Annotated in this window: 25 protein-coding genes; 20 read left to right on the top strand and 5 right to left on the bottom strand. The window is 64.3% G+C overall.

Annotated features, from left to right (window positions below; genetic code table 11):
* The first annotated feature begins 24 nt into the window (after nucleotides 1–24).
* The 4 genes from odhB (at nucleotide 25) to lpdA (ending at nucleotide 4038) form a co-directional block, all read left to right on the top strand.
* On the top strand, nucleotides 25–1311 hold the full coding sequence (gene odhB / locus FJ426_RS22815; protein ID WP_140524967.1) for a 2-oxoglutarate dehydrogenase complex dihydrolipoyllysine-residue succinyltransferase: 1287 nt from the start codon (nucleotides 25–27) through the stop codon (nucleotides 1309–1311).
* Between the two features lie 86 nt (nucleotides 1312–1397).
* Nucleotides 1398–1856 carry a hypothetical protein gene (locus tag FJ426_RS22810; protein WP_181165200.1) on the top strand — a complete coding sequence of 153 codons (459 nt, stop codon included), beginning with the start codon at nucleotides 1398–1400 and terminating at the stop codon, nucleotides 1854–1856.
* Nucleotides 1853–2608, top strand: coding sequence for an SDR family oxidoreductase (locus FJ426_RS22805; RefSeq protein ID WP_140554849.1), 756 nt, complete (start codon nucleotides 1853–1855; stop codon nucleotides 2606–2608). Before FJ426_RS22810 ends, FJ426_RS22805 begins: the two co-directional genes overlap by 4 nt.
* A gap of 26 nt (nucleotides 2609–2634) precedes the next feature.
* Entirely contained in the window at nucleotides 2635–4038 is a 1404-nt protein-coding gene (gene lpdA, locus FJ426_RS22800; protein WP_140554848.1) for a dihydrolipoyl dehydrogenase, read from the top strand.
* Nucleotides 4039–4543: 505 nt separating this feature from the next.
* Here lpdA and FJ426_RS22795 read toward each other — a convergent pair.
* The gene (locus tag FJ426_RS22795) at nucleotides 4544–5611 is read right to left on the bottom strand and encodes a TraB/GumN family protein (RefSeq protein ID WP_140559275.1); all 1068 of its coding nucleotides are present in this window, start codon (nucleotides 5609–5611) and stop codon (nucleotides 4544–4546) included.
* A gap of 174 nt (nucleotides 5612–5785) precedes the next feature.
* Complete coding sequence (locus FJ426_RS22790; RefSeq protein WP_140559274.1) at nucleotides 5786–6724, bottom strand: tyrosine recombinase XerC; 939 nt, start codon at nucleotides 6722–6724, stop codon at nucleotides 5786–5788.
* Between the two features lie 282 nt (nucleotides 6725–7006).
* Here FJ426_RS22790 and rimM point away from each other — a divergent pair, with 282 nt between their 5' ends.
* Together rimM and trmD are read left to right on the top strand one after the other, a co-directional pair.
* The gene (gene rimM, locus FJ426_RS22785; RefSeq protein WP_140825527.1) at nucleotides 7007–7606 is read left to right on the top strand and encodes a ribosome maturation factor RimM; all 600 of its coding nucleotides are present in this window, start codon (nucleotides 7007–7009) and stop codon (nucleotides 7604–7606) included.
* Nucleotides 7603–8304 (top strand): tRNA (guanosine(37)-N1)-methyltransferase TrmD, encoded by a 702-nt coding sequence (gene trmD / locus FJ426_RS22780; RefSeq protein ID WP_140559272.1) that lies wholly within the window; start codon nucleotides 7603–7605, stop codon nucleotides 8302–8304. The genes rimM and trmD overlap by 4 nt, the downstream gene beginning before the upstream one ends.
* On the opposite strand, the gene FJ426_RS22775 is transcribed toward trmD, so the two are convergent.
* Nucleotides 8286–9038: a sulfite exporter TauE/SafE family protein gene (locus tag FJ426_RS22775; RefSeq protein WP_140559271.1), complete on the bottom strand. Its 753-nt coding sequence runs from the start codon at nucleotides 9036–9038 to the stop codon at nucleotides 8286–8288. The genes trmD and FJ426_RS22775 overlap by 19 nt on opposite strands.
* A gap of 305 nt (nucleotides 9039–9343) precedes the next feature.
* Between FJ426_RS22775 and rplS the strand changes: the two genes are divergently transcribed.
* The 8 genes from rplS (at nucleotide 9344) to leuC (ending at nucleotide 15706) form a co-directional block, all read left to right on the top strand.
* A complete protein-coding gene (gene rplS, locus FJ426_RS22770; protein ID WP_140492749.1) occupies nucleotides 9344–9883 on the top strand; it encodes a 50S ribosomal protein L19 in 540 nt (179 codons plus the stop codon).
* Between the two features lie 154 nt (nucleotides 9884–10037).
* Nucleotides 10038–10457, top strand: a complete 420-nt coding sequence (locus FJ426_RS22765) for an organic hydroperoxide resistance protein (RefSeq protein ID WP_140492746.1) — start codon at nucleotides 10038–10040, stop codon at nucleotides 10455–10457.
* Nucleotides 10454–10963, top strand: a complete 510-nt coding sequence (locus FJ426_RS22760; protein ID WP_140518092.1) for a MarR family transcriptional regulator — start codon at nucleotides 10454–10456, stop codon at nucleotides 10961–10963. The genes FJ426_RS22765 and FJ426_RS22760 overlap by 4 nt, the downstream gene beginning before the upstream one ends.
* Before the next feature lie 177 nt (nucleotides 10964–11140).
* Nucleotides 11141–11938: a transporter substrate-binding domain-containing protein gene (locus FJ426_RS22755; protein WP_140559270.1), complete on the top strand. Its 798-nt coding sequence runs from the start codon at nucleotides 11141–11143 to the stop codon at nucleotides 11936–11938.
* Nucleotides 11939–12198: 260 nt separating this feature from the next.
* Entirely contained in the window at nucleotides 12199–13011 is an 813-nt protein-coding gene (locus tag FJ426_RS22745) for an amino acid ABC transporter permease (RefSeq protein ID WP_140559269.1), read from the top strand.
* A gap of 56 nt (nucleotides 13012–13067) precedes the next feature.
* Complete coding sequence (locus tag FJ426_RS22740) at nucleotides 13068–13703, top strand: class I SAM-dependent methyltransferase (RefSeq protein ID WP_140559268.1); 636 nt, start codon at nucleotides 13068–13070, stop codon at nucleotides 13701–13703.
* Nucleotides 13704–14104: 401 nt separating this feature from the next.
* A complete protein-coding gene (locus FJ426_RS32070) occupies nucleotides 14105–14230 on the top strand; it encodes a hypothetical protein (protein ID WP_140492732.1) in 126 nt (41 codons plus the stop codon).
* 66 nt (nucleotides 14231–14296) lie between these two features.
* On the top strand, nucleotides 14297–15706 hold the full coding sequence (gene leuC / locus FJ426_RS22730) for a 3-isopropylmalate dehydratase large subunit (protein WP_140518096.1): 1410 nt from the start codon (nucleotides 14297–14299) through the stop codon (nucleotides 15704–15706).
* Nucleotides 15707–15794: 88 nt separating this feature from the next.
* On the opposite strand, the gene FJ426_RS22725 is transcribed toward leuC, so the two are convergent.
* Entirely contained in the window at nucleotides 15795–16109 is a 315-nt protein-coding gene (locus tag FJ426_RS22725) for a hypothetical protein (protein WP_140559267.1), read from the bottom strand.
* A gap of 160 nt (nucleotides 16110–16269) precedes the next feature.
* On the opposite strand from FJ426_RS22725, the gene FJ426_RS22720 reads away from it, so the two are divergent.
* Nucleotides 16270–17466, top strand: a complete 1197-nt coding sequence (locus tag FJ426_RS22720; RefSeq protein WP_140662750.1) for a GGDEF domain-containing protein — start codon at nucleotides 16270–16272, stop codon at nucleotides 17464–17466.
* Nucleotides 17467–17655: 189 nt separating this feature from the next.
* Entirely contained in the window at nucleotides 17656–18858 is a 1203-nt protein-coding gene (locus FJ426_RS22715) for a GGDEF domain-containing protein (protein WP_140559265.1), read from the top strand.
* Here FJ426_RS22715 and FJ426_RS22710 read toward each other — a convergent pair.
* Complete coding sequence (locus tag FJ426_RS22710; protein WP_140559264.1) at nucleotides 18842–19204, bottom strand: hypothetical protein; 363 nt, start codon at nucleotides 19202–19204, stop codon at nucleotides 18842–18844. The two genes, FJ426_RS22715 and FJ426_RS22710, sit on opposite strands and share 17 nt — an antisense overlap.
* Nucleotides 19205–19648: 444 nt before the next feature.
* Between FJ426_RS22710 and sdhC the strand changes: the two genes are divergently transcribed.
* The 4 genes from sdhC to FJ426_RS22690 are packed head-to-tail and all read left to right on the top strand — an operon-like array spanning nucleotide 19649 to nucleotide 23125.
* Nucleotides 19649–20068, top strand: coding sequence for a succinate dehydrogenase, cytochrome b556 subunit (sdhC, locus tag FJ426_RS22705; RefSeq protein ID WP_140518100.1), 420 nt, complete (start codon nucleotides 19649–19651; stop codon nucleotides 20066–20068).
* A 2-nt stretch (nucleotides 20069–20070) separates the two neighbouring features.
* A complete protein-coding gene (gene sdhD, locus FJ426_RS22700; protein ID WP_140518101.1) occupies nucleotides 20071–20466 on the top strand; it encodes a succinate dehydrogenase, hydrophobic membrane anchor protein in 396 nt (131 codons plus the stop codon).
* A gap of 4 nt (nucleotides 20467–20470) precedes the next feature.
* Nucleotides 20471–22306 (top strand): succinate dehydrogenase flavoprotein subunit, encoded by a 1836-nt coding sequence (gene sdhA, locus FJ426_RS22695; protein ID WP_140518102.1) that lies wholly within the window; start codon nucleotides 20471–20473, stop codon nucleotides 22304–22306.
* Nucleotides 22307–22345: 39 nt separating this feature from the next.
* A complete protein-coding gene (locus tag FJ426_RS22690) occupies nucleotides 22346–23125 on the top strand; it encodes a succinate dehydrogenase iron-sulfur subunit (protein WP_140518103.1) in 780 nt (259 codons plus the stop codon).
* Nucleotides 23126–23172 lie beyond the last annotated feature (47 nt).

The raw sequence follows: 23172 nt of genomic DNA, 5'->3' as shown, positions 1-23172 counted from the left end.
GACAGATAGAAACGGACAGGCACAATGGCTACCGAAATCCGCGTTCCCACTCTCGGCGAATCCGTCACCGAGGCAACCATCGGCAAATGGTTCAAGAAGGTGGGCGATGCCATTGCCGCCGACGAGCCGCTGGTCGAGCTCGAAACCGACAAGGTGACGGTCGAGGTTCCCTCGCCAGGCGCCGGAACCTTGGGCGAGATCGCCGCCAAGGAGGGCGAGACGGTCGGGGTCGGCGCTCTTCTGGGCTCGATTTCGGCCGGTGGCGCCGCCGCACCGGTCACCAAGCCGCAAGCCGTGGCGCAGGCATCGAGCCCCGACGCCGCGCAGACCACCAAACAGGCCGCCGCCGAGACCGCCAAGGTCGCCGGCGACGCCGGTCCGGTCGAGCCGCGCACCATGCCGCCGGCGCCGGCAGCGGCGAAACTGATCGCCGAGAACAATCTGTCGGTCGACCAGCTTTCCGGCTCCGGCAAGCGCGGCCAGGTGCTGAAGGGCGACGTGCTCGACGCCATCTCCAAGGGTGCGCCGTCGCAGCCGGCCGAGACGCCGAAGGCGGCCCCGGCCCCGGCAGCGCCGGTTGCTGCCCGTGCGCCGTCCTCAGGCAACGACGCGGCGCGCGAGGAGCGCGTGCGCATGACCAAGCTGCGCCAGACCATCGCGCGCCGGCTCAAGGAAGCGCAGTCGACCGCCGCCATGCTCACCACCTTCAACGAGGTGGACATGTCAGCGGTGATGGCGCTCAGGACCAAGTACAAGGACGTGTTCGAGAAGAAGCACGGCGTGAAGCTCGGCTTCATGGGCTTCTTCACCAAGGCCGTCACCCATGCCTTGAAGGAAATCCCCTCGGTCAACGCCGAGATCGACGCCACCGATATCATCTTCAAGAACTACGCCCATATCGGCGTCGCCGTCGGCACCGAGAAGGGTCTGGTCGTTCCGGTGGTGCGCGATGCCGACCAGATGTCTATCGCCGAGATCGAGAAGGAGATCGGCCGGCTCGGCATCGCCGCGCGCGACGGCAAGCTGTCGGTCGCCGACATGCAGGGCGGCACGTTCACGATTTCCAATGGCGGCGTCTACGGGTCGCTGATGTCCACGCCGATCCTCAACGCGCCGCAGTCGGGTATTCTGGGCATGCACAAGATCCAGGACCGGCCCGTGGTGGTCGGCGGCCAGATCGTGATCCGGCCGATGATGTATCTGGCGCTGAGCTACGATCACCGCATCGTCGACGGCAAGGAAGCGGTGACCTTCCTGGTGCGCGTCAAGGAAAGCCTGGAGGATCCGGAACGGCTGGTGCTTGATCTGTGAGGCGGTCGGATGGCGGCTCGCGGTCGGAGTAGCCAATAATGGCCCTGTTCCCTGGGCCTGCCAGACCGATAGCGCTGGCGGCCGGTATGGCATTCGCCGCTGTCCACGCTAATGCCGCATGCCCGGCCGAACTCGCCGTCTACGGCGATGCCCAGAGCGGCAGTGAGATCAATTTTACGCCGACCGGCACGTCGGCGACCGTCACCAACACGTTCCGCTTGATCCTCGACAACGATGTGGTGCTGAACGGCATCGTCCAATGGAACGAAGGTGTTTCGCGACCGAACGGGGCGCTGATGTACAAATGCCCGGGAGGCGACGTTACCGGCACCGAGCTTGCCGCCTGCACCTTGTGGAACGGCGTCATCTATACGTCGGATGAAAAGGGCAGCATCGGCCTGTTGCCGGCCGAAGGCGTCGAAGCACCGAAGACGCTGATCCTGCCCGATCTCGGTCCGGTGTTGCATCAATCCACCGCCTATGGCGGCGCCGGGTTTTCGAAAGTGCCGTCGGACGTGTTTGCCTTGAAGGGATGCCAGGAATGAGCGGGACGCAAAAGGTGCTGCTGGTCACCGGTGGCAGCCGCGGCATCGGCGCCGCGATCTGCCGGCTCGGGTCGAAGGCTGGCTATCGCGTAGCGGTCAACTACACCTCCCACCAGACCGCCGCCGAGGCACTGGTCGGCGAAATCAAGGCCGCAGGCGGCGAGGCCTTTGCGGTCAGGGGCGATGTCGGCGTCGAATCCGATATCGTTGCCATGTTTGAAGCCGTCGACCGCGGCTATGGCCGGCTCGATGCTTTCGTCAACAATGCCGGCATCGTCGACGTCAAGGCGCGGGTCGATGAGATGGATGTTTCACGGCTGGAGCGCATGATGCGCATCAATGTCGTGGGGTCGTTCCTCTGCGCCCGCGAAGCGGTGAAGCGGATGTCGAGCCGTCACGGTGGGTCGGGTGGATCCATCGTCAACATCTCGTCGGCTGCGGCAGTTCTGGGCTCGCCGGGCGAATATGTCGACTACGCCGCGTCCAAGGGCGCGATCGACACCTTCACCATGGGGCTCGCCCGAGAGGTGGCGCTGGAAGGCATCCGCGTCAATGCGGTGCGGCCGGGCATCATCGATACCGAAATCCATGCCTCGGGTGGACAGCCGGACCGGATAGAACGCTTCCGCGATCTTCTGCCGATGAAAAGAGCCGGCACCGCGGATGAAGTCGCGGGCGCGGTTCTCTACCTGTTGTCCGATGCCGCGTCCTATACGACCGGCGCGATCCTGAACGTCAGCGGCGGCCGCTGAGCGCCCCAAGAAAAAGGGAAACAAACATGGCTTATGACGTCGTAATCATCGGCTCGGGACCGGGCGGCTATGTCTGCGCCATCAAGGCGGCGCAGCTCGGGCTGAAGGTCGCGGTGGTCGAGAAGAACCCGACCTTCGGCGGCACCTGCCTCAACATCGGCTGCATTCCGTCCAAGGCGTTGCTGCATGCCTCCGAGATGTTCGCCGAAGCCGGCCACTCCTTCGACACACTGGGTGTCGAAGTGACACCGAAGCTCAATTTGAAGAAGATGATGGCGCACAAGGACGCCACGGTGACGGCGAACGTCAACGGCGTCGCCTTCCTGTTCAAGAAGAACAAGATCGATAGTTTTCGCGGCATCGGCACGGTGGTCGCGGCGGGCAAGGTGTCGGTGACGAGCGAGGACGGCAAGGTCGAGGAAATCGAGACGAAGAACATCGTCATCGCCACCGGCTCGGATGTCGCCGGCATTCCTGGCGTCACGGTCGACTTCGACGAAAAAGTCATCGTGTCCTCGACCGGCGCGCTGTCGCTGGACAAGGTGCCCGGCCATCTCGTCGTGGTCGGCGGCGGCGTCATCGGGCTCGAGCTCGGCTCGGTCTGGGCGCGGCTCGGCGCCAAGGTCACCGTGGTCGAATTCCTCGACACCATCCTCGGCGGTATGGACGGTGAGGTCTGCAAGCAATTCCAGCGGCTGCTCTCCAAGCAGGGCTTCGAATTCAGGCTCGGCGCCAAGGTCACCGGCGTCGCCAAGGCCAAGAAGGGCGCCAGCGTCACTTTCGAGCCTGTGAAAGGCGGCGCGGCCGAGACGATCGAGGCCGACATGGTGCTGATCGCCACCGGCCGCCGCGCTTTCGCCGACAGCCTGGGCCTGAAGGAAGCGGGCGTCGAGGTCGATGAGCGCGGCCGGGTCAAAACCGACGCGCACCTCAGGACCAACGTACCAGGCATCTATGCCATCGGCGATGTCATCGCCGGGCCGATGCTGGCGCACAAGGCCGAGGATGAGGGCGTGGCAGTGGCCGAGACCATTGCCGGCCAGGCCGGCCATGTGAACTATGACGTCATTCCGAGCGTCGTCTACACCAGCCCGGAGATCGCTTCGGTCGGCAAGACCGAGGAAGAATTGAAGAAGGCCGGCATCGACTACAAGGTCGGGAAATTCCCGTTCACCGCCAATGGCCGGGCGCGCGCCATGCTGCACACCGACGGCTTCGTCAAGATCCTGGCCGACAAGGCCACCGACCGCGTGCTCGGCGTTCACATCGTCGGCTTCGGCGCCGGCGAGATGATCCACGAGGCGGCGGTGCTGATGGAATTCGGCGGCTCGTCGGAAGATCTCGCCCGCACCTGTCATGCCCATCCGACCATGTCGGAAGCAGTGAAGGAAGCGGCATTGGCGACGTTCTTCAAGCCGATCCATATTTAGAACGATCCAGGAAAATCATGAAACGGTTTTCCCGGGCAAGCGCGTAACGCTTCCCTTGAGGGAATTGCCTCCTTGCCTGCCCCAAACAGAACGGCCCACCGGAAGGCGGGCCGTTCTTCGTTGAAAGCCGTGGCCCGATTACTGGGCCGGTGCGGGAGCTGGGGCCGGCGCAGGAGCCGGTTCGGCGGGCTTCATCGGCTCCGCGGGCGCTGGCGCCGGGGCCGGTGTGCTCGCGGCGGGCGGTTCGGTCGCCGGATGCTCACCACTTCTTCCGAAAACATAATACGCGACAATCGCCAGAATAACGACGACCAATGCAATCAGCCAAGGGCTGCCGCCGCCACCTGATCTGGGCGTGTCGTTTGATGGATTCGCCATAAAAGTGTCCTCCGTGGATGAAAATGATCAATCAACAGCCATCAACGCGCAACCGTTGATGGGGTTTCACGCTAGGGAAGGAAAGCGCCGAAAACGCGGCGCCTGATTCCTCCGCTGCCCACGCGACTCAATCGACAGCGGTGACAGTATAGCCGGCTTTGCGGAAATCCTCGACCAGGCCCTCGGGACCGGGCAGATGCAGCGCGCCGACGGCGATGAAGGCACTGCCTTTGGCGAGGAATGGTCCGGCATGATCGACCATCGCCTTGTTGCGGCTGGTGATCATGGTCTGCTCGAACGCCGCGTAGCCTGTCGCGTCGCCCGTCTCGCCGGGCAGCACGGCGCGAAACAGCGGCCAGAACATGCCGGTCTCGCCGCGCTGGTAGAGCACGATCATGGTTTCGTTGACGTCGTTCATCTTGTCGCCGAGCTTCAGTGTGTCGACCAGTCCCTTCATGTGGAACGCCATCGGCAGCGAAGCCATGGCGCGCAGCTGGTCGGCGACGGTCTCCAGCCCTTCGACGGATTTTCCGGAGGCCTTGGCATCCTCGGCAAGCTTGACGTCGAGCACCGGCGCGCCGCCCGCCTTGCGGGCGAGCTCGCAGGCTGGAAGCGCCACCATGGCCGACAGCATCCACGGCTTCATCTTGGCGACGGTTGCCGGCGGGATGCCGCGTTCGTCGAGCGCCTTGTCGACCGCCGCGGCGTCGTCGGGCGACAGCAGCGACGACAGCGTGGTGCTGTCGGTGAACATCATCAGCTCCGGCTGCTTGAGCAGGGCCGCCATCATCTTCTGCTGGTCGAGCACTTCGGTGGTCTCGATGACGATGGTGCCGGCGCCGTCATAGGCCTTCTGCGCGGCCGGCGGCAGCGCTGTGACGCGCGGGTCGGTCATATGCATGGTGCCGAACAGGAAGGACGGCTGTTCGCCCGTCTTCTCCAGCTTCCACAGCAGGCCCTTGCCGTTCGGCGTTGCGGCGGCTTCCGCCTCGATCTTGCGGTAGGTGGACGGGTCACTTTTCTGCAACGCCGACAGCATGTCGGCGCCGGTGCAGGACGGGATTTCGGCATGCGCCTTGCCCGCCGCGAACAACAGGACGGCGAGCAGAGACAGGAAGAACAGCACATGGAACGCCAGGAGCAGCTTCAGCGAGAAGAGCGCAGCGCGGTCGGCGATGACGATGACCCGTTTCATGGTCCTTTCCTAAGCTGGAAAAACGGCAAAACGGTTAACCCGGAGAACGAAATTGTCTTCGGTTCAATCAGTTTTGACTATCGCTCGAATTACTGAACGGCTTGCGGTTGGTTGAGCCGCCCACCCCTCATCATCCCGTGGCGAAGTCCGGAAGCCTCGCGCAACCCCAATACTTCACGCCCTCGGGTGAGCCGATTCATAGATCTCCAACAGCCTCGCCGTATCGACGCCGGTGTAGATCTGCGTGGTCGACAGGCTGGCATGGCCGAGCAGTTCCTGGATGGTGCGCAGGTCGCCGCCGCGGCCGAGCAGATGCGTGGCGAAGGAATGGCGCAAGGCGTGCGGCGTTGCGGTGTCCGGCAGGTTGAGCGCCGAGCGCAGCTTGGCCATCTCGCGCTGGACGATGGCCGGGTTGAGCGGGCCGCCGCGCGCGCCGCGAAACAACAGCCCCTTGGGGTCGAGATGGTAGGGGCACAGCCGGCGGTATTCGGCAACCGCCTTGAGCGCCACCGGCAGCACCGGCACCAACCGCGTCTTGCCACCCTTACCGGTGACGCGCAGCACCGTATCGGCCTCCGACGCCAGTTCGGCGCCGGCAAGGCCGAGCGCCTCGGAAATGCGCAGGCCCGAGCCGTAGAGCAGCGTCAGCACGGCGGCGTTGCGGGCGGCGATCCAGGGTTCGTCCGCCAATTGACCCTCGACGGAAACGACATGTTTTGCGTCACTGGCCGTCAGCGGTTTCGGCAGTGACTTTGGTTGGCGAGGCGCGCGCAGGGCCGCCGCGCCCGCTGCGTTGGCGAGACCACGCCGTTCCAGAAAGCGCAAGAGTGAGCGAATGCCGGCCAGCCCCCGGCCGAGCGTGCGGGCGCCTGCGCCTTCGTTGCGGCGGGCGGCGAGAAAGCCGCGCAGGTCGGCCGGGCGCAGATCGGCGATGTCGGCTATGCCGGGCGGGCCGCCATTATGACCCGTCAGAAAATGCAGGAACTGCCTAGTGTCGCGCTCGTAGGCTTCCACCGTCTCGGGCGACAGCCGACGTTCTCGCGCGAGCATCTTGAGCCAGCTTTCGCGCGCCGCCTGGAGGTCGGGCTTTGCCGGGATAAGGAATTCCTGCATGGCGTCGTTCCGGTTCGCCGTCATTTTCCGGCAGCCGGGTTAGGAAGCGGTGAAGAGGCGTCATTGAAATGACAATCCGGTGGGGCTAGGAGTCGACCGGCGGCAAGTCAAAACCGTGGTGATTGGCCAAACGGGGTATCCGCAAATAGAGAGTTGCAGGAACGAAACCCGTGAGCCTTTCTGAACTGCCGTGGGTTTGATCACCGTAACGAATGGATCCTCGGGTCTGCGCAGTCGCTTCGCGCCTGCTCCGCCCGTGGATGACGAAGGTAAAAGCGCGCCATGAGCAAGCCCCAGAACCCCGTCCAGATGGCCGTGATCGGCGCCGCTCACGGCATCAAGGGCGAATTGCGCGTCAAAACCTTTACCGGCGATCCGCTGGCGCTCGCCGATTACGGGCCGCTTTACGCAAGGGACGGCCGCGCCTTCCAGATCATCGACATAAGGCCCGCCAACGCCGTGGTCGTGGTGCGCTTCAAGGGTGTCAGTGACCGCAACGCGGCCGAGGCGCTGGCCGGCACGGAGCTGTTCGTCGATCGCTCCATGCTGCCCGATGACGGCGAGGAGGACGAATTCTATCATGCCGACCTGATCGGTCTGGAGGTTCGGGACGATACGGGAGCCGTCCTTGGCAAGGTAGTCGCCGTGCACAATTTCGGCGGCGGCGACATCCTCGATGTGACGCTGGCCGGACGCAAGGGCGTGTTGATCCCGTTCACGCAGGCCGCTGTGCCCGAAGTGTCCATCGCCAAGGGTTTTGTGCGCGTCAACCAGGCGGCGGCCGGACTGGTCGAGGACAAGGACGGCGAAGCGCCGCGCGAGGAAGGCTTCGACCCGAAGGGCAGGCCGCGCGGCCCGAGGGACGCCGGGGGCAACCGGTGAGCTTCTCCGCCTCCGTGCTTACGCTCTACCCGGAAATGTTTCCGGGTCTGCTTGGCCTGTCGCTGGCCGGGCGGGCGCTGGAGGCGGGTACATGGTCGCTGCAAGCGATCCAGATCCGCGACTTCGCAACCGACCGCCACCGCACTGTCGACGACACGCCGGCCGGCGGCGGCGCCGGCATGGTGATGCGCGCCGATGTCTTGGCCAGGGCGATCGACCATGCCTCGCCCGAAGGCGATTTGCGGCCACGGTTGCTGATGAGCCCGCGTGGAAAGCCGCTGACGCAGGCGCGCGTGCGCGAACTGGCCGCCGGGCCGGGCGCCGTCATCCTGTGCGGCCGCTTCGAAGGCATCGACCAGCGGGTGATCGACGCGCGAGGATTGGAGGAAGTCTCGGTCGGAGACTTCATTCTGTCCGGTGGCGAGCCGGCGGCGCTTGTGCTGCTCGACGCGGTCGTGCGGCTGCTGCCCGGCGTCATGGGCAATGCCGTGTCGGGTGAAGAAGAGAGCTTTGAAAACGGCCTACTCGAACACCCGCATTACACGCGGCCGCAGGATTTCGAGGGCCGGCCCATTCCCGAGGTGCTGACCTCGGGCAACCACGGCAAGATCGCAGCGTGGCGGCGGGCAGAGTCGGAGAAGCTGACGCGGGAACGGCGGCCGGACTTGCTCGGCTCTCCTCAGCCCTTGGCGAAATAGTAGAAAGCCAGGAACAGCCCGACCGCGACGACGAAGCCGCGCACGGCATTCTGCGGCACGCGCTTGGCGATCCACACGCCGGCATAGCCGCCCAACGCGCCGCCGGGGATCATGATGATCGCTTGCGGCCAGGCGACGACGCCACCCGAGACGAAGACGACGATGGCGACCGCTGCGATGACCATGGCCAGCATGTTTTTCAGCGCGTTCAGGCGGTGGTAGTCGCCGGCCTGGGTCAGGCCGAGCGTCGCCAGCATCATCACGCCCATGCCGGCCCCGAAGAAGCCGCCATAGATGGCCGTGACGAACTGCGCCAGCGAGCCGGCCAATGAGCCCACGGAAGCCTCATGCCCCGGCTTGGGTGCGGGCTTCAGCCACGGCCCGGCGGCGAACAGCGCCGTCGCGGCCAGCAGCAGCCACGGCACCAGGACGCGAAATGACGGATTGTCCAGCGCCAGCAGGATAAGCGCGCCGGCCAGTGCGCCGAGCGCCGATATCAGGCAGAGCAGCAGGGCGCCACGCCAGAAATGGCGGATGTCGTCCCGGTAGGCCAGCGTCGAGGTGATGTAGCCGGGAAATTGCGTCACCGAGGAGGTGGCGTTGGCGACGATCGGCGGCAGGCCGACCAAGGTCATGGCACCGAACGTGATGAAGGTGCCGCCGCCCGCGACCGCATTGGCGGCGCCGGAAAGAAAACCCGCCATGAATAGCAGGACCGCGTCGAAAAAGGACATGAGGATGCCGCCCGAGAACTATGGTTGCCTCGCCTTAGGCAGCTTGAAGGGCCCTTGCAACCCGGCAGTGGACAGATACGATGGTGCACGCGAGCAAAAAAGACGCGGCCAAGACGTGACAAAGCGTCGAAATAGCTGTATGTGCCCGCCGAACCGGGAGAAATCTGCCGGACCCGTCAACAATGGCGGTGTAGTCGCCCCTGCCCGATGTTTTCGAACAAAGGGCATAGCCGAGCGGTCATTGGAACTGCAAGGCGAGCGCCGGGCGCTCTGACTGTCGGAAGAACAAGAAGTGGATTATTGAGATGGATCTCATCCGTCAGCTCGAGGCCGAACAGGCCGCCAAGATCGAAGCCAAGCGCAAGCTTCCCGAATTCCAGCCCGGCGACACCGTGCGCGTCCAGGTCCGCGTGACCGAAGGCACCCGCACCCGCGTCCAGGCCTATGAAGGCGTCGTCATCGCCCGCGCCGGTTCGGGCTTCCAGGAAAATTTCACTGTCCGCAAGATCTCCTACGGCGAAGGCGTCGAGCGCGTCTTCCCGGTGTTTTCGCCAATGGTCGAAGGCGTCGAGATCGTGCGTCGCGGCAAGGTGCGTCGTGCCAAGCTCTATTACCTGCGCGACCGTCGCGGCAAGTCGGCCCGTATTTCGGAGAACACCGGCGTGCGCGCCCGCAAGCTCAATGATGAGGAGCGCGACGCGCTGAACGCCGAGAAGGCGCGCATCGAGGCCGAGAAGGTTGCCGCCGCGCAGGCGCTGGCCGCCGAGACGGCCGCCAAGGAAGCCGCCGAGAAGAAGGCCGCCGACGAGGCCGCCAAGGCTGCGGAAGCCGCCGCCGCCGAATAAAGGCTTTGGACAGACATTCTGAAAAAGGCGGCTTCGGCCGCCTTTTTTCGTTTCGGAGCCCGCCTTTTGCCAAATGCGGGCTTCCAAAGCGGGATTGATTTCTATAATACTGTACACTAATTAATCGTGTACAAACTAATTTTGGAGACTTGATATGACCGCACTCTATTCGACCCAGGCTCGTGCCGTCGGCGGCCGCGCCGGCCACGTCCAGACCGATGACGGCCTGCTCAGCCTTGATCTCGCAATGCCGAAGGAGCTTGGCGGCAAGGGTGGCGCCACCAATCCCGAACAGCTTTTCGCCGCCGGCTATGCCGCTTGCTTCGAAAGCGCCATGCGGTTTCTCGCCGGCAAGCAGAAACTGCCGCTGCGCGATGCCTCGGTGACGGCCACTGTCAGCCTCCATCCCAACGGTCAGGGCGGTTTCCTGCTCGGCGTGTCCCTGGCGGCCGAGACGAAAGGTCTTGATCAGGCGGCCGCCGAAGCGCTTGTATCGGCAGCGCACCAGATCTGCCCCTACTCCAACGCAACCAGGGGCAATATCGAGGTGGCGATTTCGGCAAAGGCGACATGACGGCGAAAACCAAAGACACGGCCAACCAGGTCCCGGCGGGTGACGCCGGGACAAGCGCGGTCCCAAGGCTCAGCGACCAGCTCTGCTTCGCGCTCTATTCGGCGAGCGGATTGATGACGAAGCTCTACCGGCCGTTGCTCGATCCGCTTGGCCTGACCTATCCGCAATATCTGGCCATGCTGGCGCTGTGGGAGCGCGCGCCGAGCACGGTGGGCGAGCTCGGCGAGGCGCTGGGCCTCGATTCGGCGACGCTGACGCCGCTGCTCAAGCGGCTCGAGGCCGGCGGCCTGGTTACGCGCCGGCGCGATCCTGCCGACGAGCGCCGCGTGCTGGTCGAGCCGACAGCCAAGGGCCAAGCCTTGCGCGAGCGCGCCAGGGACATCCCCGCCGCCATGCTCTGCAGCATGCCGCTCGACCCAGCCGAGTTGAAGTCGCTGCATGGCACGCTGACCCGCTTCGTCGCCGGGCTGCGCGAGGCCGATGCCGGAGCGCCGCAGCGCGGCTGATCGGCCACGGCAAGGATCGTTCCCCAGAATCCCGGCCGAAAGTATCTATTTGCGTTTTTCGCCGGCCGTGGCGCAGCGGAGCGTCTTGCATGGCGCTTGCGGAGAGCTAAAGTCGGCGCCGGATTCCTTTGCAAGCCCGGCCCGTGTCCGGGCGCTTTCACTTCCGGGGAGTGTGTCATGACAAAATCGAAACTGCTGCTGGCCGGCCTGCTTGCCGTCATGCTTGCGCCCGTTGCCGCCTTCGCCCAGGCGCTGCCCGATCTCGGCGGCAAGAAAGTGGTGGTGGTGACGGAAAACGCCTATCCGCCGCTACAGTTCATCGATGCCAAGACCGGAAAACAGATCGGCTGGGAATATGACGCGATGAACGAGATCGCCAAGCGGCTGAATTTCACCGTCGAGTACCAGAACACGTCCTGGGACGCGATGATCCAGGCGGTTTCCGACAACCAGTACAACATCGGCATGACCGGCATCACCATCAAGGACGACCGCAAGCAGAAGGTGGATTTCTCCGACCCCTATATGCGCTCGGAACAGTTCATGTTGGTGCGCGGCGACGAGAGCCGCTTCACCGACGCCAAGACCTTCGGCGCCTTCAAGGACGGGCTGATCGGCGCGCAGGCCGGCACGACGCCCTTCTACACCGCTGTCTACAGCGTGCTGGACGGCAATGAGCAGAACCCGCGCATAAAGCTGTTCGAGACGTTCGGTGCCACCGTGCAGGCGCTGAAGACTGGCGACGTCGATGTGGTGCTCACGGACGGCACTGCGGGCAAGGGCTATGTCGACGCTTCCGAGGGCAAGCTGAAGCTGGTCGGCGGCCCGCTCGGCACCGAGGATTTCGGCTTCATCTTTCCCAAGGGCTCCGACCTGGTGAAGCCTGTCAACGCCGCGATCGCCGCGCTCAAGGCCGACGGCACGTTCGATGCGCTGAACAAGAAATGGTTTCTTGATTACAAGATGGGGCAGTAGTTCGTCTTGATGCGGGCGGTGCGCGTGCGGGAACTCGCGCTGAGTTTGCGCTTGAACGCCCCCCTCTGCCCTGCCGGGCATCTCCCCCTCAAGGGGGGAGATTGGCAGCTTGGCCTTCGTCCCACATGCAGCATCGATGAAGATTGGCGAAGGTCGATGAGACATCTGATCTCCCCCCTTGAGGGGGAGATGTCCGGCAGGACAGAGGGGGGCGCCTTGGCGCCTGCCTTGCGCACTATGCACCTCGCCGGCCACGCCTGATGGCCCCCCCACCATCCTCCGTCAAACCTGAATTCCCCTGGTGGCTGGCCGCCGCCCTTGTCCTTGCCTTGGCCGCCGCGCTCGCCATCGCCGCCAGCGATCTTTATGCCCAGGTCTTCGCCACTGTCGCCAAGGGCATCGGCGTCACCGTCTTCGTCACCATTGTCGCCTTCGCGCTGGCCTCGATCATCGGCGTCGGCATCGCGCTGATGGGATTGTCGGGTTCGCAGTGGCTGCGGCAGATCGCGCGTTTCTATGTCGAGATCATCCGTGGCGTACCGATCCTGGTGCTTTTGTTCTGGATCGCGTTTGCCGGCGCACCGGCTTTCGTCGCAGCCTGGAACGCGCTGACCGCGCCGCTGCAGAGCACCGGCTATCTCGGCGAGTTGCAGGTGCGCGACGTCTCGCTCTTGTGGCGCGCCGTCATGGCGCTGACCATCGGCTATTCCGCCTTCATCTCCGAAGTGTTCCGGGCCGGCATCCAGGCGGTCGAGAAGGGCCAGATCGAAGCGGCCAAGGCGCTCGGGCTCACGCGGGCGCAACGTTTCCGGCTCATCGTCTTTCCGCAGGCGATCCGCACCATCCTGCCGCCGCTCGGCAATGACTTCGTCGCCCTGGTCAAGGATTCCTCGCTGGTCTCGGTGCTCGGCGTCGCCGACATCACGCAGATGGGCAAGGTCTATGCCGCCGGCTCCTTCCGCTTCTTCGAGACCTATTCGATAACAGCCTACATCTATCTCATCCTGACCGTCGGCTTGTCTTTGGCGCTCCGGGCGCTGGAACGGCGGCTGCGCCGCCAGCATCAGGAATAGTCTTTCGGCAAGGACGGCGTTACGCTCCGGTTGCGCACTGGAGAAGGAGCATGCCCATGAACATCGACAAGGCCAATGCTGCGCTGGACTCGGTCTATACGGCCGATACGCCCGAAACCCTGACGCAGGCCTATGCCGCATGGGCCGCGACCTATGACAGCGAGACCGCCTCGCTCGGTTATCTCCTGCCGTTCCTCATCACCGCCTGGATGGCGCGCCATGTGCCTGCGGGCGAAGGGCCGCTGCTCGACGCGGGCTGCGGCACCGGCCTGTCGGGGCCATCGCTGAAGGCGCTGGGCTACTCCGATATCGCCGGGCTCGACCTGTCGGACGACATGCTGAAGATCGCCGGCAGCCGCAACGCCTATAGCGAGCTGAAGCAGGCAATGCTGGGTGGCCCGCTGCCCTGGCCCCACGAGCATTTCCGCGCCTTCTTCTCGACCGGCGTGTTCACCATCAGCCATGCGCCGGCTTCCGGCCTGCACGAACTGGTGCGCATCACGAAGAAAGGCGGCCACGCCATCTTCACCGTACGCGACCAGGTGTTCGAGAGCGGTGGTTTCCAGGCCGTCTTCGACGAGCTGGAACGGACAGGAAAATGGCGGCTGGTCGAGCAAAGCCCGTGGTTCCGCTGTTATGCGATTGCCGAGCCGGATGCGCTGGTGAAGACGTTTGTCTTCGAGGTGCTTTGAAACCAGATAGGTGGGGTGCAGTGATACGGGTGGCCATAGCTATTGGCATTTGACTCTTTTCACAGTGCCAAATTTAGACCTTATCGATTCTCAAAGAATCGCCTATGTTCATGATACGTTCGAACATAGGATGGGCGGATATGCGGGTCCAAACTGACTGGGAATACGCTGAAGTAGAAGGTGTCTGGGGAGCATCAGACGGAATTTGCGTTACTTGCTTGCGCTGCCAGCATCAGGTCGAATGTGGCGGCACAGGACCCGCCTCCTTCGGGAGAAGTGCATCGCTACTTCGAACGGAATGTCCGCGTGGTGAAAGCAATTTCTATAAGGTAGACGAGTGACGTCGCGCTTGCGGCCCACTGCAATTGCCGAAATCGGCAAACATTGATATGAGCTGGCGCATGGAAGAGCTTTTTGGCGATCCGGCCTACAAGGGGTTCGTGCTGCAGGACAGAAAACGCCTGCCGTCGCGCTTCTCCGCGCGTGTCTGCGGCGCGCCGACCAGCCGACTTACGCGGGCCGACTGATCAACTCGTTTCGCCTGACATCTCGGCGTCTGCCCTTCCCTTTCTCATATCGACGGATTTACGCACATGAGCGCACCGCGCACCCTCTATGACAAGATTTTCGACGACCACGTCGTCGACCGCCAGGACGACGGCACCTGCCTGCTCTATATCGACCGCCACCTCGTCCATGAGGTGACCAGCCCGCAGGCCTTCGAGGGCCTGCGCATGAGTGGCCGCAAAGTCCGTCATCCCGAAAAGACGCTGGCCGTGGTCGACCACAACGTCTCGACCTCGCCCGAGCGCAAGTTCGGCATCAAGAACGAGGAAAGCCGCATCCAGGTCGAGGCTCTGGCCAAGAACGCCAAGGATTTCGGCGTCGAATATTATTCCGAGAACGACATCCGCCAGGGCATCGTCCACATCATCGGGCCGGAGCAGGGTTTCACCTTGCCCGGCATGACCATCGTCTGCGGCGACAGCCACACCTCCACCCACGGCGCCTTCGGCGCGCTGGCGCACGGCATCGGCACGTCGGAGGTCGAGCACGTGCTGGCGACGCAGACGCTGATCCAGCGTAAGGCCAAGAACATGCTGGTGCGCGTCGACGGCCAGTTGCCGGAAGGCGTCACCGCCAAGGACATTATCCTCGCCATCATCGGGGAGATCGGCACAGCCGGCGGCACCGGCTATGTCATCGAATATGCCGGCGAGGCGATCCGCTCGCTGTCGATGGAAGGCCGCATGACGATCTGCAACATGTCGATCGAGGGCGGCGCGCGCGCCGGCCTGATCGCACCTGACGAGACGACCTTCGCCTATGTCAAGGACAAGCCGCGCGCGCCCAAGGGCGCCGCCTGGGACGCCGCGCTCGCCTACTGGAAGACGCTGCAATCCGACGAAGGCGCGCATTTCGACAAGGTGATCGTGCTCGATGCGGCCAAACTGCCGCCGATCGTCTCCTGGGGCTCTTCCCCGGAGGATGTTGTCTCGGTGCAAGGGATTGTGCCGAACCCGGAAGACATCACCGACGAAAACAAGCGCACCTCAAAGCAGCGCGCGCTCGACTATATGGGCCTGACGCCGGGAACGAAGATCACCGACATCGCCCTCGACCGTGTCTTCATCGGCTCCTGCACCAACGGCCGCATCGAGGATCTGCGCGCCGCCGCCAAGGTGGTCGAGGGCAGAAAAGTCAATCCGCGCGTCAACGCCATGATCGTGCCGGGCTCCGGCCTGGTCAAGGAACAGGCGGAGGCCGAAGGGCTGGACAAGATCTTCCTCGCCGCCGGCTTCGACTGGCGCGAGCCGGGCTGCTCGATGTGCCTTGCCATGAACGACGACCGGCTGAAGCCGCATGAGCGCTGCGCCTCGACCTCGAACCGCAATTTCGAGGGCCGGCAGGGCTTCAAGGGGCGCACCCATCTGGTGTCGCCGGCCATGGCTGCGGCGGCGGCGATCGCCGGCCACTTCGTCGACATTCGCGACTGGAAGTAAATCGCGGCTGGTTCGATCGAAACGCAAGGGCCCGGATCGCGATGCGATTCGGGCCTTCTGCTTGAGCGTTCAGAGCATGTTTGGAGCTTCACCGGTCGTCGCGGCGGATGATCTCGTGGAACTGCTCGCGGCGCCCGGGCTCTTCGGCGGCGACCACCAGGGCCAGCCTGCGTTCATCGAAGAGTTTGAACCATTCGTCCCACTCGACCAGCTCATAACCTCCGGCATTGATCGGACGCTCCGGCTGGTCTTCGTCCTCATAGGCGTGCTGGCCGAACACCAGCCGCAGCATCGCCTGCGTGCCGGCTTCGGGCGACACGTCGACAATGGCCGGAAAGCCGGCGCGTGACGCGGCCCATGAACGGATTGCCTCGTGATCGGTCAGGGTGATTGTATCGGCCATTATCGGTTCCTCTTCTGCGCTGGACAAACGCAGGTCCGGCGCGCCGGTTCCACGTCACGCTCCGCACCCGCGTGACGCATATTCGCTTTCGCTTAACCGCTTGTTTGGGCTTGCGCCCTAAGGTCTTCCCTGACGTCAAGCGAGGGGAAGTCACGGTCTTTTGGACACCGGCCTGCTGATAGCGTTGTTAAACCCGACGATCGCGCTGGCCCTCGGCGCGGCGTTCCTCGTGCTTTGGTTCTATCAGCGCCACCGTCCCTATCTGGCCGTGCTGGCGGTAAGCTATTCGCTTGCGGCGGCCGGGTTCCTGTTCCAGCATTTCACGCTGCCCGTTGGCCTGGCACCGTCGAAGCTGCTCTCCAACCTATGCTTCTGCGTTGCCGGATCCTGCCTGGCCGGCGCGATCGTGGCGCGGCATGGCCGGCGAGTGCCCTATGCCGGGCTTTGCGTCTTGGCGAGCGGCGGCATGGCCGCCTTTTGCTGGTTCCTGTTCGTCCAGCCGGACCTGACATGGCGGGTCCTCGTCATCAATTTCGCGCTCGGCGGCATCAGCCTGGTCGCAGCCGCCGAATTGCGCAAGGTGCGTGGCAATGGCCCGACGGAAAATATCCTGTTCGTCCTGGCGTTGCTCGCGGGGCTGAATTTCTTCGTGCGCACGCTTGCCGTCATCGTCGCGCACGGGCCTTTCGCGACCTATGACGAGCTCTATACATCATCCTATTGGACGACGGCGTTGCTGTCGCATGCGCTGCTGTCGCTGCTGATCGCGCTTTGCCTGTTCTCCGCCGCCGCGCTCGACGTGATGAAGGCGTTGAAGGTCGAAACCTACACAGATCCGCTGTCTCGCCTCCTCAACCGGCGCGGCTTCGAGCAACGGGCGGCACTGCTCTTGCAACGCTGCGCGGCGGCGAAATTGCCGGTGGCCCTTGTGCTGGCCGATCTCGACCACTTCAAGGCGCTCAACGACCTGCATGGGCATGCCGCGGGCGACCGGGTGATCGCCGACTTCGCCGCCAAGCTTCGCGCCGCCGCCGGTACGCGCGGTGAGGCCGGACGTATCGGCGGCGAGGAATTCGCGGTGCTCCTGCCCTTGACCGATCTTGCCGCCGCGCGGCTGCTCGCAGAGGCCGTGCGCGTGGCCTACTCGGCCGGCGGCGTCGACGGACTTCCGCCCGGCACCAAGGTCACCGCCAGTTTCGGCGTGGCGGCGCGCAGCGGCGACGAAGCGCTGGAGCCGTTGATGCGCCGCGCCGACGAGGCTCTCTACAAGGCCAAGAAGAACGGCCGCGACAGCGTGCGCCTGTCCTATGAGCGGCCGGAAACGCTGTTCGTGCCGGAGCCGCTCAAAGCCGGCTGAAGGCGATCGGCCTGACGTCTTCACCATCCAGGACCGCGCCGCACCGCTTCGTTCCTTGCTTCGCCCTGAAAGGCGATGGCAAACATCGTTCGGCCAATCCCCGAGGCGTGCGCGAGCCTCCGATATGACCTGACGTTAACTTCTTTTTCGCCCGTCGATGGTTTGCTGCCGTCAGGGGCTTGGGAAATCATGGGCGGCGCGGACTTCATCCTTGTCATCAATCTGTTCGTTGCCGGGCTGCTGGCGGCGGCCTTCATGGCGATTGCCGTCTATGACATCGGACGCGTCTCGGCACGCTGGCTGGCGTTCGGCTATGTGCTGGGCATGGCCTATTTCGTCGTGGAATTCAGCATCCCCGCCTTCGACAATGCGCGGCTGGTGGTCGTCGCAGCCTTTGCCGTTTTCCTTGGCGCCACCATCGCCTTCAACGGCGGGCTTGCGCATAGATACGGCGTGACGCCGCCCTGGTCGGCGATGCTCCTGATCCTGGCTGTTGCGTCTGTCGCGGTCTATTTCGCCCAGGATCTGCCGCGCCAGTCCCTAGTCAGCAAGATGGCCTACCAACTGCCCTACGCCGTCATGCAGCTTACCGGGTTCGGCATTGTCTGGTCGTCCAGGCAAAGGCGTGACCGGCTCGATCGGATGCTGATGGCGGTGCTGGCGGCCAGCGCCATGCAGTTCGCCAGCAAGCCATTTATCGCCGATGCGCTTGGCGGCCGCGGCGCCGCCCCGCAATCCTATCTGCAGACCAGCTATGCCCTGGTATCGCAATCGCTCGGCACCGTGTTCGGCGTGGCGCTGGCCTTGCTGGCGCTGGCCATACTGGTGCGCGACGTGCTCGCCGAGGCGACGTCGAAATCGGAAACGGACACGCTGTCGCGGCTCCTCAACCGCGGCGGCTTCGAGCATCACGCCGAGAGGGCGCTGGGGGACGCGGCGCGCCGGGGCGTCCCAGTCGCGCTGGTCATCGCCGATCTCGACCACTTCAAGTCCATCAACGACAATTACGGCCATGCCTCGGGCGACCGGGTCATCGAGGCCTTTGCCCGCTTCCTGCGCGAGGCCGCGGCCGACCACCATGTCGCCGGTCGTATAGGCGGCGAGGAGTTCGCCATCATCCTGCCAGGCACCAACCTTGCCGCCGCGCGGCTGTTCGCCGAAAGCGCGCGCAGCGCCTTCGGGACGCTGCCCATCGACGGGCTCCCCGCCGACAATCGCTGCACGGCAAGCTTCGGCGTCGCCGAGCTTCGTGCCGGCGAGCATTTTTCCGGTCTGATGCGGCGTGCCGATGAAGCGCTCTATCGGGCCAAGGATGCCGGGCGCGACTGCGTGCGCGTTTCCGCCGGGCCAGCCAGGCCAGAGGCCGTGGCGCTGTTCAGCGGCAGGGGCTGAGCTCGGGCATTTCGCCGTCGGAGAGGCCATACATATAACTGCGCCCCTTCACGAACACCGGCGGCCGATAGCAGTCGCCATAGCCCGACATCTCCTCAGCGCCGTTCTCGTAGATCACCTTGGGCTGGCCGGCGCTGGTATAGTCGGACAGCTGCTTGGCGAGATTGCCTTCGCCGACGAGGATGCGCTTGTAGCCGGCGGCACTGTCGATGACGAGATTGCCGAAGGAATCGGCGTAGACCCGATCCTGGTGGCGTCCGTCCGCCAGCGCCGGCGCGGCGAAGCCGACGGCCAATACCGCCACTGTGAACGCCGCAAGGCGCGATCTGCCCGAATTCGAACGCATGGCGTCCTCCATGTTGGAGACAAAGCCTCCTCGAATCGGAAATTAACCTTTTCTTAACCTTTGTTAAGAGGCTGGCGCGGTTCTCACCCATGTCTTGATAAACATGGTTAACGAGGCACATGACGCGATCGTGATCGACGGTCGCGAGGCGCTGGTGATGAAAGCGGGCTCGGCGCCGCTGACCCGCACCCGCTGAGCCGAAGCCCGCGCCCGCCACATATATGCTGCACCGCAGCGAGAACGGGCCGGCTTGGCATCGTCGACGCCTAATCGATTGAAGCCCGGACCTGCCTTTTAATAAGACTAAATTACGTTTTCGAAACGGTTTTCTGGCTTTGACGCGGTGCAAAAAGAGCATTAGAAACCGGCTGTCCGAAGTCGCAACCGGAAGCGGCAATGCCGCATTTCCACCTGAGGCTCCAGGAACGCCGAACTGGGGGAGCCATGAGCAAATCACCAGCCACCCGCGAATTCGCCAGACGTGAACGGCCGCTTTCGCCGCACCTCAGCGTGTACCGGCCGCCGATCACCATGACGATGTCGATCATCCATCGCATCACCGGCGGCGCGCTCTATTTCGGCACGCTCCTGGTCGCGATATGGCTGATGGCGGCGGCGAGCTCGCAAGCCACTTTCGATTGGGTGAGCTGGGCCTTCGGAACCTGGCTCGGACGGCTGATCCTGTTCGGCTACACCTGGGCGCTCATGCACCACATGCTGGGCGGCGTGCGCCACCTGATCTGGGATACCGGCGCCGGTCTCGAAAAGCATACCGCCTCCAAGATTGCCTGGGCGACCCTGGCCGGCTCGGTCCTGCTCACGCTGCTGATCTGGATCGCCGGCTATATGGCGCGAGGAGCCTGACCATGAGCACTGGAAAGACCGACATGCGCACGCCGCTGGCGAAAGTCCGCGGCCTGGGCTCGGCCCGCGAAGGCACCGGGCATTTCTGGCGCCAGCGCCTCACGGCAATCGCCAACATCCCGCTGATCCTGTTCTTCACCGGGTTCCTGGTCGCGCTCAACGGCGCCGGTTATGCGGAGGTGCGGGCAGCGCTCGCCAACCCGCTCGTGGCGCTGATGATGGCCCTTGTGCTCATCTCGCCGCTTTATCACATGCGGATCGGCATGCAGGTGATCATCGAGGATTACGTGCATGGCGAAGGCATGAAGCTGGCGCTGATCGCCCTCAACACTTTCTTCACCGTAGCGGTCGGCGTGGCTTCGCTCTTCGCCCTGCTCAAACTGGCATTCGGAGGCTGACGTTTTGGCCAAGGACGCGAAAGAAGCCAATACGGCAGGCTATACCTATGTCGACCACAAATTCGACGTCGTGGTCGTCGGTGCCGGAGGCGCGGGACTGCGCGCTACGCTGGGCATGGCCGAACAGGGCCTGCGCACCGCCTGTATCACCAAGGTTTTCCCGACCCGCTCGCACACGGTGGCGGCGCAGGGCGGCATTGCCGCTTCGCTTTCCAACATGGGCCCGGACTCCTGGCAGTGGCACATGTACGACACCGTCAAGGGTTCGGACTGGCTGGGCGATGTCGACGCCATGGAATATCTGGTGCGTGAAGCGCCAGCCGCCGTCTACGAACTCGAGCACTACGGCGTGCCGTTCTCGCGCACGGAAGAGGGCAAGATCTACCAGCGGCCGTTCGGGGGCCACATGATGAATTACGGCGATGGCCCGCCGGTGCAGCGCACCTGTGCGGCCGCCGACCGCACCGGCCACGCCATCCTGCACACGCTCTACGGCCAGTCGCTGAAGAACAACGCGCAGTTCTTCATCGAGTATTTCGCGCTCGACCTGATCATGGAGCCGGACGGCACATGCACAGGCGTCGTCGCCTGGAATCTCGACGACGGCACCATCCACCGTTTCTCGGCCAAGATGGTTGTGCTGGCGACAGGCGGCTATGGCCGCGCTTATTTCTCGGCGACGTCGGCCCACACCTGCACCGGCGACGGCGGCGGCATGGCCGCGCGGGCGGGGTTCCCTTTACAGGACATGGAGTTCGTGCAGTTCCACCCGACCGGCATCTACGGGGCCGGCTGCCTGATCACCGAAGGCGCGCGCGGCGAGGGCGGCTATCTCGTCAATTCCGAGGGCGAGCGGTTCATGGAGCGCTACGCGCCGTCGGCCAAGGACCTTGCCTCGCGCGATGTCGTCTCGCGCTGCATGACGCTGGAAATCCGCGAAGGCCGCGGCGTCGGCAAGAACAAGGACCATATCTTCCTGCACCTCGATCATCTCGATCCGGCGGTGCTGCACGAGCGGCTGCCCGGCATCTCGGAATCGGCAAAGATCTTCGCCGGCGTCGACCTCACCAAGGAGCCGATTCCGGTGCTGCCGACGGTGCACTACAATATGGGCGGCGTGCCGACCAATTACTGGGGCGAGGTGCTCAACCCGACGATCCTTAATCCCGATCGGGTCTCGCCCGGCTTGATGGCGGTAGGCGAGGCCGGGTGCGCCTCGGTGCACGGCGCCAACCGGCTGGGATCGAACTCGCTGATCGACCTGGTCGTGTTCGGCCGCGCGGCGGCGATCCGTGCCGGCCAGGTCATCGACCGCAAATCGGCAATCCCGTCGCCCAACCAGGCCTCGGTCGACAAGATCATGGACCGCTTCGACCGGCTGCGCCACGCCAACGGCTCGACGCCGACGGCGGTTCTGCGCGAAAAGATGCAGCGCGCCATGCAGGAAGACGCGGCGGTGTTCCGCACGCAGGAATCGCTGGAGAACGGTTGCAAGCGCATTTCGCAGATCTGGGGCGAGCTCAAGGACATAAAGGTTTTCGACCGCTCGATGATCTGGAACTCCGACCTGGTGGAGACGCTGGAGCTGGAAAACCTGATGGCCAACGCCATCACCACGGTCTACGGCGCCGAGGCCCGCAAGGAGAGCCGTGGCGCGCACGCGCGGGAGGATTTCTCGGCCCGCGACGACGCCAACTGGCGCAAGCACACGCTCGCCCATCTGAGCGAGACCGGTGAGGTGACGCTCTCCTATCGTCCGGTGCACACCGAACCGCTGCTGGCCGAAAAGGACGGCGGCATCAGTCTCGCCAAGATCGCGCCCAAGGCCAGGGTGTATTGAAATGACGTCCAGCCGCGTCATCCGAAAGGACCTGAGGTAATGGTCGAACTCACGCTCCCCAAGAACTCGAAGATCCAGCAGGGCAAGACCTGGCCGAAGCCGGAAGGCGCGACCAATCTCAGGGAATACCGCATCTACCGCTGGTCGCCGGATGATGACGAGAACCCGCGCATGGACACCTATTTCGTCGACATGGACGATTGCGGGCCGATGGTGCTGGATGCGCTGCTCTGGATCAAGAACAAGATCGACCCGACGCTGACCTTGCGCCGCTCCTGCCGGGAAGGCATCTGCGGCTCCTGCGCCATGAATATCGACGGCTCCAACACGCTCGCCTGCACCAAGGGCTGCGACGACATCTCGGGCGCCGTCAAGATCTACCCGCTGCCGCATATGCCCGTCATCAAGGACCTGGTGCCCGACCTCACCAATTTCTACGCCCAGCACGCCTCGATCGAACCGTGGCTGAAGACGGTCTCGCCGCAGCCCGCCAAGGAATGGCTGCAGAGCCATGAGGAGCGTGAGAAGCTCGACGGGCTCTACGAATGCATATTGTGCGCCTGCTGCTCGACCTCTTGCCCGAGCTATTGGTGGAACGGCGACCGTTATCTCGGCCCGGCAACCCTGCTGCAGGCGTATCGCTGGCTGATCGACAGCCGCGACGAGGCCACGGGCGAGCGGCTCGACAATCTCGAGGACCCCTTCCGGCTCTATCGCTGCCACACCATCATGAACTGCGCGCAGACCTGCCCCAAGGGCTTGAATCCGGCCAAGGCGATCGCGGAAATCAAGAAGATGATGGTGGAGAGAAGGGTTTAGGCGCTCGCTCGCGGCAATCTTGAACGCAGCGATCCTTCGCGCCCCCT

This window comes from Mesorhizobium sp. B2-6-4 (assembly GCF_006441495.1).
GTDB lineage: Bacteria > Pseudomonadota > Alphaproteobacteria > Rhizobiales > Rhizobiaceae > Mesorhizobium.
This window is presented reverse-complemented; position numbering and strand designations above follow the sequence as displayed.

Coding starts and splice junctions, on each gene's coding strand:
- odhB (WP_140524967.1), top strand. CDS start 25: ATGGCTACCGAAATCCGCGTTCCCACTCTCGGCGAATCCGTCACCGAG.
- FJ426_RS22810 (WP_181165200.1), top strand. CDS start 1,398: ATGGCATTCGCCGCTGTCCACGCTAATGCCGCATGCCCGGCCGAACTC.
- FJ426_RS22805 (WP_140554849.1), top strand. CDS start 1,853: ATGAGCGGGACGCAAAAGGTGCTGCTGGTCACCGGTGGCAGCCGCGGC.
- lpdA (WP_140554848.1), top strand. CDS start 2,635: ATGGCTTATGACGTCGTAATCATCGGCTCGGGACCGGGCGGCTATGTC.
- FJ426_RS22795 (WP_140559275.1), bottom strand. CDS start 5,611: ATGAAACGGGTCATCGTCATCGCCGACCGCGCTGCGCTCTTCTCGCTG.
- FJ426_RS22790 (WP_140559274.1), bottom strand. CDS start 6,724: ATGCAGGAATTCCTTATCCCGGCAAAGCCCGACCTCCAGGCGGCGCGC.
- rimM (WP_140825527.1), top strand. CDS start 7,007: ATGAGCAAGCCCCAGAACCCCGTCCAGATGGCCGTGATCGGCGCCGCT.
- FJ426_RS22775 (WP_140559271.1), bottom strand. CDS start 9,038: ATGTCCTTTTTCGACGCGGTCCTGCTATTCATGGCGGGTTTTCTTTCC.
- rplS (WP_140492749.1), top strand. CDS start 9,344: ATGGATCTCATCCGTCAGCTCGAGGCCGAACAGGCCGCCAAGATCGAA.
- FJ426_RS22765 (WP_140492746.1), top strand. CDS start 10,038: ATGACCGCACTCTATTCGACCCAGGCTCGTGCCGTCGGCGGCCGCGCC.
- FJ426_RS22760 (WP_140518092.1), top strand. CDS start 10,454: ATGACGGCGAAAACCAAAGACACGGCCAACCAGGTCCCGGCGGGTGAC.
- FJ426_RS22755 (WP_140559270.1), top strand. CDS start 11,141: ATGACAAAATCGAAACTGCTGCTGGCCGGCCTGCTTGCCGTCATGCTT.
- FJ426_RS22745 (WP_140559269.1), top strand. CDS start 12,199: ATGGCCCCCCCACCATCCTCCGTCAAACCTGAATTCCCCTGGTGGCTG.
- FJ426_RS22740 (WP_140559268.1), top strand. CDS start 13,068: ATGAACATCGACAAGGCCAATGCTGCGCTGGACTCGGTCTATACGGCC.
- FJ426_RS32070 (WP_140492732.1), top strand. CDS start 14,105: ATGGAAGAGCTTTTTGGCGATCCGGCCTACAAGGGGTTCGTGCTGCAG.
- leuC (WP_140518096.1), top strand. CDS start 14,297: ATGAGCGCACCGCGCACCCTCTATGACAAGATTTTCGACGACCACGTC.
- FJ426_RS22725 (WP_140559267.1), bottom strand. CDS start 16,109: ATGGCCGATACAATCACCCTGACCGATCACGAGGCAATCCGTTCATGG.
- FJ426_RS22715 (WP_140559265.1), top strand. CDS start 17,656: ATGGGCGGCGCGGACTTCATCCTTGTCATCAATCTGTTCGTTGCCGGG.
- FJ426_RS22710 (WP_140559264.1), bottom strand. CDS start 19,204: ATGCGTTCGAATTCGGGCAGATCGCGCCTTGCGGCGTTCACAGTGGCG.
- sdhC (WP_140518100.1), top strand. CDS start 19,649: ATGAGCAAATCACCAGCCACCCGCGAATTCGCCAGACGTGAACGGCCG.
- sdhD (WP_140518101.1), top strand. CDS start 20,071: ATGAGCACTGGAAAGACCGACATGCGCACGCCGCTGGCGAAAGTCCGC.
- FJ426_RS22690 (WP_140518103.1), top strand. CDS start 22,346: ATGGTCGAACTCACGCTCCCCAAGAACTCGAAGATCCAGCAGGGCAAG.